Origin of the sequence: Marivirga tractuosa, from assembly GCF_042140215.1 — a bacterium.
GTDB classification, from domain to species: domain Bacteria; phylum Bacteroidota; class Bacteroidia; order Cytophagales; family Cyclobacteriaceae; genus Marivirga; species Marivirga tractuosa_A.
In genome coordinates this window covers 2,433,886-2,449,023 of the sequence record NZ_CP159478.1, presented here as the reverse complement: position 1 = coordinate 2,449,023, position 15,138 = coordinate 2,433,886, and the positions used below count along the sequence as shown (strand labels likewise).

General features: G+C 34.8%; 15 protein-coding genes. 6 read left to right on the top strand and 9 right to left on the bottom strand.

Annotated elements, in window-relative coordinates; all coding sequences use genetic code 11:
* The first annotated feature begins 5 nt into the window (after positions 1–5).
* From ABWH96_RS11050 to ABWH96_RS11040, 3 genes are read left to right on the top strand one after another with little or no spacing between them, the layout of a single operon-like run.
* Positions 6–1,133: a hypothetical protein gene (locus ABWH96_RS11050; RefSeq protein ID WP_375577589.1), complete on the top strand. Its 1,128-nt coding sequence runs from the start codon at positions 6–8 to the stop codon at positions 1,131–1,133.
* Positions 1,090–2,361 carry a PKD domain-containing protein gene (locus tag ABWH96_RS11045; protein ID WP_375577587.1) on the top strand — a complete coding sequence of 424 codons (1,272 nt, stop codon included), beginning with the start codon at positions 1,090–1,092 and terminating at the stop codon, positions 2,359–2,361. The genes ABWH96_RS11050 and ABWH96_RS11045 overlap by 44 nt, the downstream gene beginning before the upstream one ends.
* A gap of 54 nt (positions 2,362–2,415) precedes the next feature.
* Complete coding sequence (locus ABWH96_RS11040; RefSeq protein WP_375577586.1) at positions 2,416–3,447, top strand: type IX secretion system membrane protein PorP/SprF; 1,032 nt, start codon at positions 2,416–2,418, stop codon at positions 3,445–3,447.
* On the opposite strand, the gene ABWH96_RS11035 is transcribed toward ABWH96_RS11040, so the two are convergent.
* From ABWH96_RS11035 to ABWH96_RS11020, 4 genes are all read right to left on the bottom strand, one after another.
* On the bottom strand, positions 3,444–3,977 hold the full coding sequence (locus ABWH96_RS11035; protein ID WP_375577585.1) for a hypothetical protein: 534 nt from the start codon (positions 3,975–3,977) through the stop codon (positions 3,444–3,446). The genes ABWH96_RS11040 and ABWH96_RS11035 overlap by 4 nt on opposite strands.
* A gap of 6 nt (positions 3,978–3,983) precedes the next feature.
* The gene (locus ABWH96_RS11030) at positions 3,984–4,364 is read right to left on the bottom strand and encodes a DUF1987 domain-containing protein (RefSeq protein ID WP_375577584.1); all 381 of its coding nucleotides are present in this window, start codon (positions 4,362–4,364) and stop codon (positions 3,984–3,986) included.
* Between the two features lie 11 nt (positions 4,365–4,375).
* Positions 4,376–4,918 carry a SiaB family protein kinase gene (locus ABWH96_RS11025; RefSeq protein ID WP_375577583.1) on the bottom strand — a complete coding sequence of 181 codons (543 nt, stop codon included), beginning with the start codon at positions 4,916–4,918 and terminating at the stop codon, positions 4,376–4,378.
* Between the two features lie 101 nt (positions 4,919–5,019).
* Positions 5,020–6,522: a peptide MFS transporter gene (locus ABWH96_RS11020; protein WP_375577582.1), complete on the bottom strand. Its 1,503-nt coding sequence runs from the start codon at positions 6,520–6,522 to the stop codon at positions 5,020–5,022.
* A gap of 223 nt (positions 6,523–6,745) precedes the next feature.
* Between ABWH96_RS11020 and pckA the strand changes: the two genes are divergently transcribed.
* Together pckA and ABWH96_RS11010 are read left to right on the top strand one after the other, a co-directional pair.
* Positions 6,746–8,368 carry a phosphoenolpyruvate carboxykinase (ATP) gene (gene pckA, locus ABWH96_RS11015; protein WP_375577581.1) on the top strand — a complete coding sequence of 541 codons (1,623 nt, stop codon included), beginning with the start codon at positions 6,746–6,748 and terminating at the stop codon, positions 8,366–8,368.
* Positions 8,369–8,447: 79 nt separating this feature from the next.
* Complete coding sequence (locus tag ABWH96_RS11010) at positions 8,448–9,110, top strand: peptidoglycan DD-metalloendopeptidase family protein (RefSeq protein ID WP_375577580.1); 663 nt, start codon at positions 8,448–8,450, stop codon at positions 9,108–9,110.
* Between the two features lie 108 nt (positions 9,111–9,218).
* Here the strand turns inward: ABWH96_RS11010 and ABWH96_RS11005 are convergent, their stop codons facing one another.
* The 5 genes from ABWH96_RS11005 to ABWH96_RS10985 form a co-directional block, all read right to left on the bottom strand.
* Entirely contained in the window at positions 9,219–10,220 is a 1,002-nt protein-coding gene (locus ABWH96_RS11005; RefSeq protein ID WP_375577579.1) for an NADP-dependent oxidoreductase, read from the bottom strand.
* 110 nt (positions 10,221–10,330) lie between these two features.
* On the bottom strand, positions 10,331–11,731 hold the full coding sequence (locus tag ABWH96_RS11000; RefSeq protein ID WP_375577578.1) for an alpha/beta hydrolase family protein: 1,401 nt from the start codon (positions 11,729–11,731) through the stop codon (positions 10,331–10,333).
* Between the two features lie 181 nt (positions 11,732–11,912).
* Positions 11,913–13,199: a NupC/NupG family nucleoside CNT transporter gene (locus ABWH96_RS10995; protein WP_375577577.1), complete on the bottom strand. Its 1,287-nt coding sequence runs from the start codon at positions 13,197–13,199 to the stop codon at positions 11,913–11,915.
* Positions 13,200–13,481: 282 nt separating this feature from the next.
* A complete protein-coding gene (locus ABWH96_RS10990) occupies positions 13,482–13,787 on the bottom strand; it encodes a type II toxin-antitoxin system RelE/ParE family toxin (RefSeq protein ID WP_375577576.1) in 306 nt (101 codons plus the stop codon).
* A complete protein-coding gene (locus ABWH96_RS10985) occupies positions 13,784–14,011 on the bottom strand; it encodes a hypothetical protein (RefSeq protein WP_375577575.1) in 228 nt (75 codons plus the stop codon). The genes ABWH96_RS10990 and ABWH96_RS10985 overlap by 4 nt, the downstream gene beginning before the upstream one ends.
* Positions 14,012–14,441: 430 nt before the next feature.
* Here ABWH96_RS10985 and ABWH96_RS10980 point away from each other — a divergent pair, with 430 nt between their 5' ends.
* Positions 14,442–15,137 (top strand): 16S rRNA (uracil(1498)-N(3))-methyltransferase, encoded by a 696-nt coding sequence (locus ABWH96_RS10980; protein WP_375577574.1) that lies wholly within the window; start codon positions 14,442–14,444, stop codon positions 15,135–15,137.
* Position 15,138 lies beyond the last annotated feature (1 nt).

Here is a 15,138-nt window from a genome sequence, read left to right as displayed (position 1 = left end):
TTGATGTGATCTATAATAATGGTCAAGAAAATGATACCTTAAAAAACATTCAGGATGGTCACATTGAGACAGTATCTCCTACTAATTCAACCAATTATTTTTTAGTAGACGTTACTGATTTAGCAAATCCAAATTGTAACCCTTCAGGTTTAACAGGATCGGCTTTTGTAAACGTTAACACACCTCCTTCTGCAACCATGTCAGGTTCAACCACTATTTGTGAAGGTGAGAACACGAATTTAATCATTAATTTAACAGGAATTGGTCCATGGAATGTGGTTTATACTGATGGTAGCAATAACTTCGATATTAATAACACCAATAATCCTGTTACAATTGCTTCTGTTAGCCCAACTAGTGATACTGATTATGAGATAATTTCAGTAACAGACAATAATACTCCTGTTTGCTCAGGAACTTTCAGTGGTACTGCTGAAATTAAAGTGAATCCAAAGCCAACAGCCGAAATTTTCGGAAACGTTAATAATGTTTGTCAAAATGATCCTACTCAAATTGGCGTAAACTTAACTGGAACTGCTCCTTGGACAGTAAGATATACTGATGGTACCATTACATACACCCTTTCAAATATCACGCCAGATGCATCATATGATCCCGCGACAGATACTTATAATCATCTATTTGATGTGAATCCTGTTAGCGGAACTACTACTTATACTTTAACTGAGGTTTTAGATTCAAGCACTCCTATTCCATGCTCAGGAGACATTTCAGGCACAGCTACAGTTATGGCTTACGATAGACCAGAAGTAGAAATCACTGGAGACACCACACTTTGCATGGGGCAAACTACGCCTCTTTCTTTCAATTTTGATGGTGATGGGCCATTTTCCGGTAACTATACGGCTAATGAAGACACACTTGAATTTAATAATCTACACGATGGTGCTGAGATTAATGTAACTCCTGAAGCCAATACTATTTACAGAGTGGTTGAGTTATTTGATACAAGAGGTTGCCCTGGTTTGAATTTAGGTGGCCCTGTAAGTATAAATGTAAACCAATTGCCAACATCAGAAATTTCAGGGGCTGATACGACATGCTATGGTGAGCAAACAAACTTAATATTTGACCAGACAGGTGTTGGTTCACTCAACCATAACTTATACTGACGGGAGTAACAATATCACCTTTTCTACTTCCTTTAACAGACATTTTGAACCTATTAATCCAACCAAAACAACGAATTATTCTTTGGTTTCAGTAACTGATAGTAATAATCCAAATTCATGTTCTGGCCAAGTTTCAGGAAGTGTTCAGAAAATTGTTTATCCAAACTTAGAGGCAAGCTTTGAAGTTGATCCTCAAGATATGGTTTTACCTGAAAGTACGATCAATATTACTAACAACACTACTAACAAAGGAGAATGGAATTATTTTTGGGAATTTGGGGATGGGACAACCTCAGAGGAAGCTGATCCTGCACCCCATGATTATGGAACATTTGGAGAATTTACAGTTCGATTGACAGCCACAAATGGGCAATGCACTGATACTTACCAAACTATAGTGACAATTGGGGCAATCCCTCCTATTATCGATTTTGATGCAGACCCAAAAGAAGGATGTTTACCTCTTGTGGTTCAGTTTGAAAATTTATCACAATATGCTGATCCATCGACCTATCAATGGGAGTTTGGAGATGGGCAAAGAGCTGCCGCTGTTGAAAACCCTATTCATGTTTATACAAATCCAGGTACCTATAATGTGACATTATCTGCAACCAATATTACAGGCCAAAGGACCGAATTGGTTAAAGAGGATTTTATTATAGTAAACGCAACTCCACAAGCATCATTTACAATTCCTGATGAATACAGACAGGTATTTACAACTGAGGAAGTTAGGTTTGTAAATTTAAGTGAAGGTGCAGATGAATATATTTGGAAATTTGGCGATGGAAATGAGTCATTTGAAGAAGAGCCTGTCCATGCCTACCCAGATAGTGGCGTTTACGATATTACTCTTATAGCCATCAATAGCGAAACTGGCTGTACGGATTCTGTGCGTTTATCTTCACAAGTGAAAGTTATTTTAGGTGGTGAATCGGAGGTTCCTAATGCCTTTACGCCAAGTAGAGCTGGTCCAGGAACTGGAAGTACAAATCCACTACAGAATGATTTCTTCTTACCAAGAGTAGAAGGCGTATCACAGTTTAATATGAAAATTTATAATAGATGGGGAGAATTATTATTTGAATCCGATAGTAAGGATGAGGGTTGGGATGGATATTATAATGGTGTATTAATGCCCCAAGGTGTATATGTATATCGATTGGAATTGGTGTACGAGAATGGACGTAGAGAGACAAAAATAGGTGATATCACACTCATAAGGTAATATTTCTGAGTCAGTCATTTAGGTTATAATTTGTAAGTTTGAATAAGGGTATGAATGAATAAAATTAGTTTAAAAAATTTTCAGGGTGTTATAGGGTGTTTGCTTTGCTTTATTTTTCTTTTTGAAAAAGAAGTAAAAGCGCAAGATTTTCAATTTTCTCAATATCATGAATCCCCTTTATATTTAAATCCAGCCTTTACGGGCTTAGGAAAAATGCATAGGGTTGCACTCAATTCACGAGTTCAATGGCCTAGCTTACCTAAAGCTTATGTTTCTAATGCACTTTCCTATGATTACAACCTTGATTATTTAAGTAGTGGATTCGGACTAATGCTCACCAGAGATGTAGCGGGTTCTGGAAGCCTGGGTAATACTAATGCAAGTTTTCTATATTCATATAGGGTTGCCTTGGGAGACCAATTAGTACTCAGCACTGGTTTACAGTTTGCCTATAATTTTACCGGATTAAATCAAAATGGACTTACATTAGGAGACCAATTACTAGACAATCGTGCAGTTTCTTTCGATTCTGAATTATCAAATATTCAGAATATTCAATTTTTCGATTTCTCTGGTGGTATGTTACTTTATAGTAAAATGTTATGGGGAGGATTTGCACTTCATCATTTAACCCAACCTGAAATGTCATTAATAGGAGATTCCAATCCACTAAATATGAAAATTAGTGTTCATGGAGGAGTTAGGATTCCACTTTATAGAGGGCCTAAAAAGCTTGACAATATCTCAAGTATAGCACCATCATTCGTTTATAAAAGACAAGGCATAAATGATCAATTGGATGTGGGTATAAATTGGCATTATGACCCCATATCTGCAGGATTATGGTACAGAGGAGTTCCGTTTAACAGAACGGATGCAAATGAAAGTTTATATGATAGGGATGCCTTGATATTCAAATTCGGATTGATGTTCCCTGATTTTCAAGCAGGCTATAGTTATGACTTTACAATATCTGAATTTGGCGGAGCATCAGGTGGTGCTCATGAGATTTCTATTATTTTCGACTTTGAAGCACAACTCAAAAAGAAAAGGAAAAAAGAATTTATTCCCTGCCCTACTTTTTAAGAATTATCTCTTTGTTTTAAAGCTCTTCTCATCATGTAACGTTCTACCAAGACATCAATAGGCTTTAATAATACTGCAATTCCTAATTTGAAAAGGAAACCAATTTGAGGATTACCAACTTTTTGTTCCACAATAGGTTCCAAAAATCCCTCAGAAAGAATGAATAATAGAATAGCGATTAGAAGTACTATAGAGGATGCTTTTCTACCTACTTTAGCTTTCACTAACTGGTCAATCGTATCTTGTAAAAGCTGGTTATTAACTTTTAAATCATCATTGATTTTATTGATTTCGTCCGATTGCCTTTTAAGCTTTTCGTTCGCTTCATTCAATTTAGAATGTAACCGATCACTAACAGAAGTCAATAACTTAGCTTCTCCTATTAATCGATCATATTTATCGCATAATAATTTATAATTTTCCTTTACCTTTTCAGTAGGGATATTATTATCCTCTGCTAAAGCACGGACTTCATTTAAAAAGTCGATCTCAGATTGAAATACGTCTGATTGGGTAAAGTTTTTAGCCATATAAATTTATTCCTTTATCTCTACCATTCTAAATGGCACTTTGATGATCTGCTTGAAATCCTCACCAGATTCTTCCATGTCTTCATCTTCCTCTTCGTAATACCAATCAATTGTAATGGATTTTCCATCTGCATTGATTTTTTCAAGCTTTCGAAATATTTCAACCAAACATTTTGATGAACTTGTATTGAAGTACTCCAATTTAATCTCAAAAATAGTAGATTCCAGCGGATTCTGAATATATTTATCCAACCAATCGAGCAATGGCTTATAAAACTCGATGGAATTCTCAGGAATTGATCTTCCGGAGATTAAAAAAGTATCCGCATCAGGATTAAAATCAAGTTTAGGTGTCTTAGGTGTCGCCTCTAAGTAATAAGCATCCATAGTGTTTTTTCTTAATGTTTTATTTTCACTTGTAAACTGAAATAAGCATAATCATTGTTAATAGGTTTAAATCCGAATTCTAATGGTTGACCAGATTTCCTAACCATGTCCATTATACCAAGGCCAGCTCTTCCTTTATCAGAAAACACGCCCTCATCTAATTTACTTCTATACTTAGCTCTAAGTTCATCATTTGTCAACTGATTAATTTCTTCAATGCGTTTTTTAAGGAGGTCAGTATTTTTTTTGTTAATGTAATTACCAGAAATAATGTCATAAGAAGTAGTGCCTTTGACTACCATTATCAATATTTCCTTAAACTCATCTGTAGAATTTTTAATTTCATCTTGATTGTGATAAATATTTTGTAGAACCTCAACTAGAATATTAAAAACCTTTTTCTTGGTACGAGAATTATACTCTACCATAGCCAGTTTATTTTCAGCTAAATTTAATAAATTACTGGTCAGGCTATCAGTAATATTTCCTTGATAAGCCAGCAGCAATTCTTCGCTTTCCTGGAGGTTTTTAAACTTTTTTAAGGTATCTATCATTCTTACCAAATGAGAATTAATGATTCAAAAAATATTCTCTGGTCAAATTACAATTATTTTTTGATAAAATATAATAATAATATGATTTGATTATAATTATATTAATGAACATTTCCTGTTAACTTCCTTATTATGGGAGTAACTATCAAGGCTATAATTCCTGCACCAATAATAAATATTGTGATGAATTGAAATATATCAGGTAATAAGCTTGGAGTTTCTGCTATTGCATCCTGATCAAATTCACCAGCAACCAAGCCTGCAATTAAATTACCAAAAGCAACAGACATAAACCATGCACCCATCATTTGACCTACCAATCGTTTAGGAGCTAATTTAGTTACAGCACTCAATCCAACCGGACTTAAAAATAATTCACCAGTTGTGTGAAAGAAATAAGTAATTAATAACCATGTAGGTAAAACCTTGTCGGCAGATAATAACAAATAAGATGCGATAATCATAGTAGCAAATCCTAAACCTAAGAAGATTAATCCAAAGGCGAATTTTAGTGGAATACTTGGATTAAGATTTCTTTTTGCTAATTGTATCCAAAACCAACCAAAAACGGGAGATAATATGATAATAAAAGTTGGATTAATACTTTGCAAGAATGAAGCAGGCATTTCCCATCCGCCTATGAAACGATCCGTATATCGCTCAGCAAATAAATTTAAGGAAGAACCGGCTTGTTCAAAACCTGACCAAAAAATAGCTGAGAAAACTAATAAAACTGCAATTGCCCATATTTTTTTCCTTTCATCCTTATTTAATCCACCGAATAAAAAGATTGCTACAAAAAACAATACTAATACTGCTGCCACAACATAAAAAGCTACGTTTGCAACACTCACCACATTAATATCTAAGAAGCCAAAGGTGGTTAATAAAACAAGTAGTATAAGCAAACCTAAAAAACCAAACAATCCCAACTTTACTTTTTTCCTGAATCCTATTTGTTTCTCATTTGCGGGATCAAATCCTTCTGGTTCAGCCCCTATGCTTCCTAATGATTTTGATGAAACCTTATACTGAATTACACCTATCAACATTCCAAAACCTGCAGCTGCAAAACCTAAATGCCAGTTAATACCTTCACCTAAATAACCAGTGATTAAAGGAGCAATGACCGCACCTAGATTAATCCCCATATAAAAAATAGAAAAACCAGCATCTCTTCTGGCTGGTTCATCATCTTTATAAAGTCCTCCAACAATACTACTGATATTGGGTTTTAATAATCCTGTACCAATTACAATTAAAATTAATCCTATAAAAAAGAATTCTTGAGTGGGTATTGCCATGGAAAAATGACCGCAGGCTATAATAATACCTCCATACCATACTGCTTTTTGTAATCCGAAAAAACGATCTGCTAACCATCCGCCTGGTAAGGCAAGTAAGTAAACAAACATAGTGTAAAGACCATAAATTGCATTAGCCGATTTATCATCTAACCCAAAACCACCTGTTTCAATGGAGTCCACTAGAAATAGTACCAATAGGGCTCGCATTCCATAATAACTAAAGCGTTCCCAAAATTCTGTGAAAAACAAAGTTGCCAATCCTTTTGGGTGACCAAAAAAAGTTTTTTCGGAATTCATATTATCTATAAGTTAACTTTATTTTAAAAATTGAAATGCTAAATCTAATACGGGCATTTCATTAAAACAAATCGTAAGTAAAAATCGGCCTTATTTTAATGAGAAAGTGTATTTTGTACACTATGCTAACATTTGTAAATGATTGAAAAATTACTTTTTAAGCAAAGTAAATTCTTTAACTTTGCCAACCAAACCATGTTATACCTAGCAAAAACATACAAAAATGAAGGAATTTGGATTAAAATCCGCTAAATCCGGTTTAGAAAGCCTGGGTTTAAAAAATGTAGCAGAAGCTTATTGGAACCTCAGCCCTGCTGAATTGACTGAACATGCTTTGGCCAATAAAGAAGGAGTTCTTACGGACACAGGTGCTTTAATGTGCGATACTGGTAAATTTACAGGTCGTTCTCCTAAAGATAAATTCATTGTAAAAGATGATAAAACTAAAGACACTGTTTGGTGGGGAGATATCAACATTCCATTTGATGAAGCTAAATTTGATGCACTGCATGAAAAGATGCTCAAATTTCTAGAAAATAAAAAAGTATATGTTAGGGATGCTTATGCAGGAGCTGACAAAACTTATCGCCTAAATTTGAGAGTCGTTAATACACAAGCGTGGCATAATTTATTTTGCTACAATATGTTCCTAAGACCAGAAAAGTATAAGTTAGAAACTTTTGAGCCTACTTTTACTATTATAAATGCTCCAGAATTTGAAGCTGATCCAGAGGTAGATGGAACTCGTCAGAAAAATTTTGCTATTGTAAATTTCTCAAAAAATATCATATTAATTGGCGGTACTGGTTATGCAGGAGAAATGAAAAAAGGTATTTTCTCTGTTTTAAATTATACTTTACCTACTGATCATAATGTGCTATCTATGCACTGTTCAGCAAATATGAGTGAGAAAGCAGATGGTGATACTGCCATTTTCTTTGGTTTATCTGGAACAGGAAAAACGACCTTGTCAGCAGATGAAAATAGAGGATTAATTGGTGATGATGAGCATGGTTGGACTGAAAATGGAGTTTTCAATTTCGAAGGCGGTTGCTATGCGAAAACCATTGATTTAACAGAGGAGAAAGAGCCTCAAATCTACAGAGCCATTAAATTTGGTGCAATAGTAGAAAACACTCGCTTTTTCCCTGGTACTAGAACTGTGGATTATGAAAATATAGAAGTTACCCAAAATACTAGAACGGCCTACCCTATTCACCATATTGATAATGCCGTTTCTCCTTCAATAGGTGGAATTCCTAAAAACATTTTCTTTTTGACTTGTGATGCTTATGGAGTTTTGCCTCCAATTTCTAAACTTTCGAAAGGTCAGGCAATGTATCATTTCATTTCAGGATATACAGCCAAAGTTGCAGGTACGGAAGCTGGAATTACAGAACCTCAAACTGTATTCAGTGCATGTTTTGGCGCACCTTTCCTTCCATTACACCCAACACAATATGCTGAAATGTTAGGAAAGAAAATGGATGAGCAGAAAGTAACTGTATGGTTAATTAATACTGGTTGGTCTGGTGGCCCTTATGGAGTAGGTTCTAGAATGAAGCTGAAATACACAAGAGCTATGATTACAGCTGCTTTAAATGGCGGGCTTGATGAAGTAGGCTACAGAAACCACTCAATATTTGGATGTGCGATTCCAGCTACTTGTCCTGATGTTCCTTCTGAGGTATTAAGCCCAAGAGAAACTTGGAAGAATGATAAAGGATATTATGAAATGGCGAATAAATTAGCTGGTGAATTCAATGAGAATTTCAAGAAATTTGAAGATTTTGCCAATGAGGAAATAATGGCAGGAGCACCAAAACCAAATTTATCTAAGGTATAATAGTTTTTTTCAGTTAAGTTAAATTATACTGCCGTGGGAGTTATTGCTCACGGCAGTTTTGTTTTATATAGATTTCTTTATGAAAACACTCGACCAAAAAATAATTTTTCCAATTATGGGAGAATGGCTTAATCAGAAAAATAGCCTCTTATTAGATTTCTCTAATAAAAATGCTGATCTGTTAAAGCTTGACTTACAATCAACCCAAAACTTCAATGATTATGTCTTTGGCTTTCTAGAACAAAAAGAGAAGAAATATGGCCATGGTGGATATTTAGAGAATCGAATGATTTATCAAAGAAGCACTCATTTCCAGCAAGGAGAATCTCGTTGCATGCATTTGGGAGTAGATGTGTGGTGCGAAGCTTTTCATCCGCTTTATGCTCCATTAGACGCAAAAGTACACAGCTTTGCTGATAATAATAATTTTGGAGATTACGGCCCCACTATTATACTTGAACATGATTTAAATGAGGATAAATTCTATACGCTTTATGGTCATTTAAGCCGATCTAGTTTGAAAAACTTAGCAATTGGAGATAAAATTAAAAAAGGACAGAAATTTAGTGAATTGGGACCATTTCCTGAAAACGGAGATTGGCCACCACACCTTCATTTGCAGCTCATTTCTGAAATGAAAGATTTAAAAGGTGACTTCCCAGGTGTTTGTGCTCCTTCTGAATTAGAGCAATTTAAACTATTATGTCCGGATCCTAATGTTTTTATTATTAGAGATAACTAGAAATTCTGAAAATTTCTAGTTCCATTCCCTCTTAGCGGATTGTGTACGATAGCGATTAGACGGTAGAAACCGTCAAACCGCACAAACATCATAGTCAAAAGTTTATGATTACTTCATATTCAGAACCACTTTTCCTTTTGCATGTCCTTTTTTGACATATTCTAATGCGTCTATTGCTTCTGTAAAAGGATACTCCTTGTCAACGATAGCTGCAATATGATTACTTTCAATAAGCTCTTTAATATCATTTAACTGAGTACCATCCGCATGCATCATTACGAATTTATAATATGCATTTTTTTCCTTTGACAATTGATCCAATTTAAATCTCTTTAGCTTAAGTAAAAATCGAATCAATCCATTTAAACCTAACTCTTTAGCTGTTTCATTATCTGGGTCACCGGCTATACTGATTACACTACCGCCTTCTTTAAGAACTTTAAAAGCATCTTTGGTATAATCTCCACCTAAAGTATCATAAACAATATCAACTTCTTCAATAATTTTAAGGTAATCCTCTTTTTTATAATCGATTACCCTGTCAGCACCTAGATCTTTTACCCAATCAACGTTTTTAGTGCTTGTGGTAGTAAAAACATAGGCGCCCTTTGCCTTAGCATATTGAATAGCAAATGAACCCACACCACCTGATCCAGCATGAATCAATACTTTATCACCTGATTTAAGCTTTGCTTTTTGAAAAGATTGTACGGTAGTTAAACCAACTAAAGGAATACTTGCTGCCTCTGCATAAGACAGATTTGATGGTTTTTGACAAACTGCTTGCTGATCCACTGCTATCATTTCAGCAAAAGTCCCAGGTGAATCAGTAGGTACTCGTGCGAAAACCTCATCACCTAGATTAAAATTAGTGACATTTTCTCCTTTCTCTATCACTTTACCTGCAAGATCAAAACCAACTGGAGCGGGGAAAGACAGTTTATTAATGTTTTTCATTGCTCCCTCAATGATCTTATAATCTACTGGATTTATGCTTGCTGTATGTATTTCTATTAAAAGCTGATGATTTCCTATTTTTGGCTTTTCAACTTCTCTAAACTCAACGTTTTCTGCTATTTTTCCATAGCCCGTTATCTGTAATACCTTCATCTATTATCTCTGTATTTATTCAACTAAACAAAGGAAACGGAACTGAGTAAAAAGGTTGAGTTAAGTGCTTACAAATAGATAGAAATATTAATAAGATCTAAACTGGAATCTTATTCAACCTGCTCTAATACCCAGCTACTCATTAATTCTAAAGCATCTGGTGAAATAGTTTGCTCTATTTGGGCATATTCACTTGGAGAACCAGTTTCTGCTTCCTGAAAAAGATGATTAAGCCCTGGCAATTCCTTTACAGTAAATTGTGTATTCCCTCCAGCTTTTAAAGCTGATTCAATAGCTTCTAAATTAACCTTAGCTGGTACTTGCAAATCCTTTTCACCCACTATTGCTAAAACAGGACAATCTACTTTCTGTAATACTTTTGACGGATCATGTTTTAAAAAATATAGCATCCAAGGGGTAGTCAATTGCCCTAAAAATTGATCTACAAAAACCTCTTCTTTCAAACCATTTGCTGTGGCTAATTCTGGGTTTTTCGCCACTGATTCTTCTAAATACTTTTTTAAATCTTCTTTTACAGCAGTTTCGTTGACAGTATTCACTACAATATCATAAGCTCCTTGATTAAATTCTCTTTCGATCTTTAATTGGGCATCACTCATTCCAGAGGCTCTACCTATTAATTCACTTTGTCTTAAAAGTAAGTCATCACCTTTTATCCCTGTTCCTGCCATTAAAACTATAAATGCTACATCTTTTGATTCTACTGCCACCATTGGTGCAACTAGCCCTCCTTCACTATGACCTATCAATCCTATATTATCAGCATCAATTTCTTTTCTAGATTTCAAATATTCAACAGCTGCTGCAACATCTGTTTTAAAATCAGCTGAAGTAGCGGCACCAAAATCACCTTCCGATTCGGCAGTACCTCTATCATCGAATCGTAAAACTGCGATTCCTTGCTTGGTTAAATGGTCTGATAGCACCAAAAATGGCTTATGTCCCAGTAAAGCTTCATTTCTGTCCTGACGACCACTCCCACTTATCAAAACCACAGCAGGAAAGTTCTTGCCTTCGGAAGGCATGGTTAAAGTTCCAGCAAGTTTGATTCCTGCCGTTTTATTTTCAAAAGTTACATCTTGAGATTTGTAAGGAAAAGGCTCAACAGGATCTTGAGGTTTCTTTTTGTTAGATTTTTTAACTTCATTTTGAGAAAGTACTAATGGAATATCATTACCTGCTTGCTTAAATATTCCTTCAATTTCTCCAGTAGATTTAAGCGTGCCTTCATATTGAATTGGAGGGATATTCATTCCAATATTAAGTTCATTATCTTCAAAAGTAACCTCCTGAACATCTAAACCAAAAGCTCCTTGATCGGGGCTGTCCATAGTCGCAATTAAAGTGTCATTTTCTTTCGAAATATTAAACACAATAGTTAATTCCATTCCTTGGACTTTAAGTAAACCTTGCCATTTTCCTTCTATATTCTGAGCTAAAAGATTGAAACATAAAAAGGTTAAGAATAGAGTGGTTGATAGTTTTTTCATGATTGCTAAATTTAGGTAGCAATATAAAAACTAATTTGAATACAATAGCATTAAATATTGCTTATAATTCCTCGGCAAATATACCATGCTTACCACTTCTAGCCTCAATCAACTTAGTCTAGTCCACAATCTTCATGCAAATATCTCTCTGGTTAAGGGGCTATATTCCCTATTTGGAACTTTACTCAACCAAAGCCCCGGCAATTGTTGCCGTCATCATACAAGCCAAAGTGGCCGCTAAAAGTGCTCGCATACCTAATTTGGAAAGGTTTCCTTGTTGGTTGGGTGCCATACCTCCTATTCCGCCTACTTGTATGGCAATAGAACTAAAATTAGAGAACCCGCAAAGCGCGTAGGTGGCGATAATAATCGATTTGTCACTCAACATATTAGCCGTTTTCATTTCAGCTAATCCTAAATAGGCCACAAATTCATTAATAGCTGTTTTTTGGCCAAGCAAACTTCCTACTGCCAAAGTATCATTCCACTCCACTCCCATTGCAAAAGCAAAAAGCCTGAATGCTTGACCTAAAATATATTCTAAACTAAAACTATCGAAAGTGCCATTAGTAGAGCTAGCTACAAAAGCATTCAAACCAGTCCACTCTCCTATCAAATTACCTAAGAAATAATTGATGGCGGCTATTACTGCAATGAATGCCAACAACATACCACCAATATTAAGTGCTAATTTTAAGCCTTCAGCTGCACCATTAGATAAAGCGTCAATTAAATTTACTCCTAATTTATCTTGACTCACATGCAAAGTATCGTCAATTCCATCAGGATTGGTTTCTGGGATTAATATTTTGGAAATCACAATTGCTGCAGGTGCATTCATAATGGATGCACTTAGCAAATAAGAAGCAAAACGTGCTTTTTCAACTGGATCATCACCACCTAAAAATGCTACATAACCTGCTAAAACGCCTCCTGCTATGGTTGCCATACCGCCAGTCATCAAGCACATTAATTCTGAGCGCGTCATATTTGGAACAAAAGGCCTCACTAATAAAGGTGCTTCTGTTTGCCCTAAGAATATATTTCCAGCGGCAGATAAACTTTCAGCCCCAGATAATCGCATGGTGCGCGACATCACCCAGGCAATACCATAGACCAGCTTTTGTAAAATACCTAAGTAATATAAACCTGCAGTAACCGTAGAGAAGAAAATGACTGTAGGCAAAACTTGAAATGCGAAAATGAAACCGTAAGAATCTCCAGCTAAATCACCAAAAAGGAAACGTGCTCCATCTCCTGAAAAGCTCAAAAAGACTACAAAAGCTTCGGATACTTTCTTGAAAATTAATTCTACAAATTCAACTTGAGTGATCAGAAGTCCGAATATGATTTGTAATAGTAAGCCAGTTCCGACCAAACGCCAGTCAATTTTCTTTTTATTTACTGAAAATAGCCAGGCAAAGCTCACCAAAACTGCTAATCCAATAAGACCTCTGAGATAATCCATAGAATATTTTAAATAGAGCCTTTTAAGCTTTCACACTAGAAATTGTCTTAATTAACTGACAAACAGAATAAAACGATAGTAATAGTGTAAATAAATAATTTAGTTCTTGCAAAGAAGCGACAAAATTAAAGGAATGTATCTAATTAAAAAATCAATATGCATAATCAATTCACCTATCGTGTAATAGTTTATTTATTTAAAAGAAAACATCAGCTATTTAAGATTTTTTAAAATACTGTTCTATGATGAATATTGAAATACTAATAATTTGTTAGTGGAAGGTTAACCTTTCATTTCCTTAGGATCATCTCGACTATCAAAGAAATCTACCACATATATTGTATCATCTTCAACTCGGTAAATGATCTTAAAATTCCCCTCTATCAGTCTTCTGTGACCATGTTCTAAACTACTAAGATAAGGTTCAAATTGTCCTATATAAGGATTCTTTGCTAGGCTTTTGGCTTTTCCTATTAGGTTATTCTTAATTTTAACAATCTGGGCTTTTGGAATATCTAGCTCTTCAAGAAAAAATCGAAGGGACTTTTCTAAGCGACTTAAAGATTGCTCAGTAAGCACTACTTTCATAAATCTAACCTCTGACTAAGTTCAGATTCTGCTTCATCTATAGTGTAGACTTTTCCTTCTTTTATATCTTGCTCAGATTCAAGAGCCCTGGATATCATTTCCTTTTCAATGGAAGAGTGAAAGTCTCTTTGTTTAAATAAAGCCTTTACTGCCTTTAATAAGCTTAGATTTGTCTCCTGATCAATCAGGTTTTTTAGTTCCGCTTTGATTTCTATTGTTTTCATTGTCAACATAAAATTAACGATTTATTTCTACAATTGATTCATCTGAAAGATAGAATTGATGCATTATCACCTTAAGTCTCAATTTCTTCCATTCTGTACAAAGTATTGAGTACGACCCTGCCATCTTTAGTCTGGAGACTTAGAGTTAGATACATAGTGTCATTTATTCTTAGAGTATGGACACACGGGAAAATGCGTACGCCAGCTTGAGTATTTGGAGTTAAATACATAGTGTCTTTGATTTTATGTGAATGCTTGAATCAAAGTGGTATTTCATTTATTAAATAACATGGATACATACAAAAACGTTTGCACCAGTGCGGTGACATTAGTTTTCATTATCATTTAAAATTAGTAAAATCAACAGTATGACCACATTAGTATGAATCCAAAATGATAAATACAATTCAAAAATAATTAGATTTGCAGGATGCATTTATTTTATCAAGATCAACTTCCTGAAACCAATTATTTAGACCTCGAAGAATCTAAACATTGTGTAAAAGTGTTAAGACAGCAAGAAGGTGATGAAATCAATATAATAGATGGTAAAGGGACTTTTTATAAGGCCAAAATTACCAATGCAAACCATAAAAAGTGTGAATTCGAGATCTTAAATACTAACAAGGAAAAACCCTCCTTATTTCACAGACATTTGGCTATAGCTCCCACCAAAAATATGGATAAAATGGAATGGCTGGTTGAAAAAGCCACAGAATTTGGCATAGATGAAATCAGCTTTTTTCAGAGTTTCCATTCAGAAAGAAAAGTTATAAAAATTGATCGCTTGGAGAAAAAAGTCATAAGTGCTATGAAGCAATCTCTGAAAGCCAAAAAACCAATTTTAAATGAAATTATTTCATATCACAAGCTTTTAGAAAACATAAAAGCTAAAAACAAGCTTATTGCTTATGTAGATTTTGATAATAAAGTGCATATGAAAAATGAATTGAATACTCAACAAGACGCACTTATTTTGATTGGCCCCGAGGGTGATTTCACACCAGAGGAAGTTGATCTAGCCATTAGCAAAGGTTTTAAAAAAGTTAGTCTTGGGAATAGCCGATTGAGGACTGAAACAGCAGCCTTGGCGGCTGTGCATTTAATGAATTTAGCAATGGAATAAC

Coding starts and splice junctions, on each gene's coding strand:
- ABWH96_RS11040 (WP_375577586.1), top strand. CDS start 2,416: ATGAATAAAATTAGTTTAAAAAATTTTCAGGGTGTTATAGGGTGTTTG.
- ABWH96_RS11035 (WP_375577585.1), bottom strand. CDS start 3,977: ATGGCTAAAAACTTTACCCAATCAGACGTATTTCAATCTGAGATCGAC.
- ABWH96_RS11030 (WP_375577584.1), bottom strand. CDS start 4,364: ATGGATGCTTATTACTTAGAGGCGACACCTAAGACACCTAAACTTGAT.
- ABWH96_RS11025 (WP_375577583.1), bottom strand. CDS start 4,918: ATGATAGATACCTTAAAAAAGTTTAAAAACCTCCAGGAAAGCGAAGAA.
- ABWH96_RS11020 (WP_375577582.1), bottom strand. CDS start 6,522: ATGAATTCCGAAAAAACTTTTTTTGGTCACCCAAAAGGATTGGCAACT.
- pckA (WP_375577581.1), top strand. CDS start 6,746: ATGAAGGAATTTGGATTAAAATCCGCTAAATCCGGTTTAGAAAGCCTG.
- ABWH96_RS11010 (WP_375577580.1), top strand. CDS start 8,448: ATGAAAACACTCGACCAAAAAATAATTTTTCCAATTATGGGAGAATGG.
- ABWH96_RS11005 (WP_375577579.1), bottom strand. CDS start 10,220: ATGAAGGTATTACAGATAACGGGCTATGGAAAAATAGCAGAAAACGTT.
- ABWH96_RS11000 (WP_375577578.1), bottom strand. CDS start 11,731: ATGAAAAAACTATCAACCACTCTATTCTTAACCTTTTTATGTTTCAAT.
- ABWH96_RS10995 (WP_375577577.1), bottom strand. CDS start 13,199: ATGGATTATCTCAGAGGTCTTATTGGATTAGCAGTTTTGGTGAGCTTT.
- ABWH96_RS10990 (WP_375577576.1), bottom strand. CDS start 13,787: ATGAAAGTAGTGCTTACTGAGCAATCTTTAAGTCGCTTAGAAAAGTCC.
- ABWH96_RS10985 (WP_375577575.1), bottom strand. CDS start 14,011: ATGAAAACAATAGAAATCAAAGCGGAACTAAAAAACCTGATTGATCAG.
- ABWH96_RS10980 (WP_375577574.1), top strand. CDS start 14,442: ATGCATTTATTTTATCAAGATCAACTTCCTGAAACCAATTATTTAGAC.